This window comes from uncultured Campylobacter sp. (genome assembly GCF_938030685.1).
Classification (GTDB): Bacteria; Campylobacterota; Campylobacteria; order Campylobacterales; family Campylobacteraceae; genus Campylobacter_B.
Genome location: NZ_CALHHX010000127.1, coordinates 1 through 3232 on the forward strand (window position 1 = coordinate 1; position 3232 = coordinate 3232).

General features: G+C 52.8%; 2 protein-coding genes. Both read left to right on the forward strand.

Translation table 11 applies throughout. The features are described from left to right. Nucleotides 1-20: 20 nt before the first annotated feature. Nucleotides 21-1343: an MATE family efflux transporter gene (locus Q0369_RS05995; RefSeq protein ID WP_298097331.1), complete on the forward strand. Its 1323-nt coding sequence runs from the start codon at nt 21-23 to the stop codon at nt 1341-1343. Continuing rightward, the gene (locus Q0369_RS06000; protein WP_298097334.1) at nt 1304-2902 is read left to right on the forward strand and encodes a M48 family metallopeptidase; all 1599 of its coding nucleotides are present in this window, start codon (nt 1304-1306) and stop codon (nt 2900-2902) included. The genes Q0369_RS05995 and Q0369_RS06000 overlap by 40 nt, the downstream gene beginning before the upstream one ends. Nucleotides 2903-3232 lie beyond the last annotated feature (330 nt).

Sequence of the window (3232 nt, forward strand, 5' to 3'; positions counted from 1 at the left end):
CCCCCAAATAAAGGCAAAATATGAAAGAAATCTCGCTACTAAGGCTCTCGCTCGCAATCTACGTCGATATGTTTTTGCGCCTAGTAACCACGTTTATCAACACCTACATGATCTCGCGCGTGGACGTCTCGCTAGTAGGCGCGCTGGGGGCGGGCAACGAGATATTTCTGCTCTTCATCACGGTTTTTGGCTTTCTGGCCGTGGGCTGCTCGGTGCTCGTAGCGCAGGCGCTTGGAGCGAAAAACAAAGTCCTAGCCATGCGCGCGATCCACACGAGCATCGCATTCAACGCGCTAGTGGGGCTTTGCAGCGGCGTTTTCGTCTTTAGCTGCGCGCCGTTTTTACTCCGCGCGCTGCAAGTGCCCGCCGAGCTTTTAAGCGAAAGTGCGATCTATCTTAAGGTCATCAGCATCGTCTTTGCGATAGACGCCGTCGCGATCGTGCTTAGCGCCATCGTGCGCGTTTACGGATACGCAAATTTCATCATCGCAGTCTCCGTGGTGATGAACCTAGTAACGCTCGCGGGCAACTACGTCGTGCTCTTTAGGCCGTTCGGACTGCCGTGCTACGGGCTTGAGGGCATCGGCGTGAGCACGATCGCGGGGCGCATGATCGGCGTATGTTTATTCTTTCTTATCATCACGAAGGTGCTAAAGATAAAATTTTACCTCACGATGTTTTTAAAGATCAAGCTCGCCACGCTGCGCAAAATTCTATCCGTAGGGCTTCCTAGCGCAGGCGAAAACATGCTGTGGATCGTGCAGTATCTAGTCGCCTTCGCCTTCGTCGCGAGCATGGGCGAGGCGAGCCTTACCGTGCAGACGATCTATTTTCAAATTTCATCATTCATCTTCTTCGGCGGAAGCGCGATCAGTATGGCAAACGAAGTGATCGTAGGCCGCCTCGTAGGCGCCGCCAAGCCGCAGGAAGCATATAGGCACACATTTACCGCGCTGCGCTTCGGGCTCGGGGCGACGGCGCTTTTCGTCGCGATCGTGTTTTTAGCGCGCGAGCAGATCATGGAGATGTTGAGCCTAAACGAGGCGCACAAGCAGGTCATGCGGCCGCTTTTTTACCTCACGCTGGGGCTTGAGTTCGGACGGACGCTTAATATCGTGTTCGTAAACGCCCTGCGCGCAAGCGGCGACGCGAGGTTTCCCTTTGCAATGGGCGTGATCTTTATGTGGGGCGTCTCGATCCCCGTGGGCTGGCTTTTGGGCATCCATCTAGGGTATGGAATTTTGGGCGTTTGGATCGGGTTTTTCTGCGACGAGTGGCTGCGCGGCAGCGCGAATACGGCGCGATGGATAAGCAAAAAATGGCAGAGCAAAAAGTTAGTCTAAATTTACTGGGCCTGCCGATCAGTCTGCGTTTTAAGCGGATGAAATACGCGCGCATCCGCATTAGCAAGGACTGCGAGATCAGCGTCAGCGTGCCGCGCTCCTACACCGCGGCGCAGGCAGAAAATTTCATCCTAAAGCACGAAAGCTGGATCCTCCAAACGCTAGAGCGGCTGCAAAGCAAGCTACTAGCGAGCGATCAGGTTAGAATTTTAGGCAAAATTTACAAGCTGAAATTTAGCCGCGAGGTCGAGCTGGGCACAAACTGCGACGCAGATGAAAGTTTAGGCGATAGTAGCGTGCGGGGCTGCGTGAACTGGGCGAATGGCGATGCGAGTAGTGGCACAGGCGGCGTAAATTCAGCTCATTTACAAAGCGGCACGGACATAAGCGGTAATGGCGTCAATGTGGACGGCAACGCAAACAATGCCGCAGGCGGCATGAATAACGGTGCGGGCGGCGGCGCAGGAAGTGAAATTTTAAAATTTCACTCGGGCGAGCACACCTCGCAAAGTGGTGCGGCGGACGAGGATTTCAAATTTGACCTACCGGACGATGCAGCGCAAGGGCTTGCGCAACAGAGCGAAATGCGACAAAGCAGCGGGTTTATAGATACAGCGGCGCAAAATGGCGCAGCGGACGCGGATTTGAAATTTAACCTCGCACGAGAGGACGCAAACCTGGAAAGTGGCGAAATTTTAAAATTTAACCCAAATGCCTTGGGAACGCGGGGGCAAAATTTAAATCGCGGCGACGCACAAAATTTAACGGGCGAGGAATTTTTCAAATCGAGCCGTATCCGGACAGAAACGCTAGAGCAAAACGGCGGCGAGCAATCCTGCGGCGAAAATTTAAAATTTCACTCGGACGGATGCGTTTCACAAAGCAGTGATGCGGGCAAATTTAACTCCGCCTTAAGCGGCGAAAATTTTGAATTTAATCCTGCCGCAAGGGATGGAATTTTAAAATTTAAACCTGTCGCGGGTGAAGGAATTTCAAAATTTAAACCCGCCGAGAGCGGAGAAATTTCAAATTTTAGCTCTGCCGCGAGCGAAGAAATTCCGCTCATGGGCAAAAGAACTTCAAAATCCGCGAGCGAAAACGTGCCGCAAAATGTGGCGCAAAGCGCGCAAGCGGCGGAGCGCGACGAGCCCGATTTTACGATCAAAAATTTTATCCAAAGCTCTAAATTTAAAGATAAAATTTTCGTATCGGAGGGCGCGATCTTTTGCGAGAGCGAGGGCGAGTTTGCGGCGTTTAAAAAGGCTTTTGCGTTTGAACTTTACCTGCGCTATATCGAGAAATTTTCGCCGCGAATAGGCCGCAAGATCGCGCGGGTGCGGGTGCGCAAAATGCAGACGCGCTGGGGCAGCTGCAACCACGCCAAGGGCTATCTCAACTTCTCGCTAAGCCTGATAGAGCGGGATCCGCGCTTCGTCGAATACGTCGTGTTGCACGAGCTCGCGCACCTCATCCATGCAAATCATGGAGCGGATTTTTACGCGCTCATCGCGCAGATCATGCCCGATTTTAGGGCACGTATCAAGCTAGGCAAGGGCTAGTTCGCGAACAGAGCGCCCGTTTAAATTTCACGCCGCTGCGGCACGATCATTGCGGTCGATAAATTTCAACCGATCTTTCACTCCTCTTTCGCCCTGCCGTAGCAGGCCGCAGCCGGTCCGAACTTGCGCGGCGCAGGCGGCGAATTTCGCAAATTTTCGCGGGTCAAAACGCTAATCTAAAGCCGCAAATTCCACGTATTTCTCCATCGCAACCAGCAGGAGCCAGCGCGCGGTAGGGCTGAAAAAATAGTGGTGTTCGGGGACCTGCTCCATTATAAATTTTAAAAAATCGTAAAAATATTCGGGCGCAAATTTAACCTCGGCGCTCGT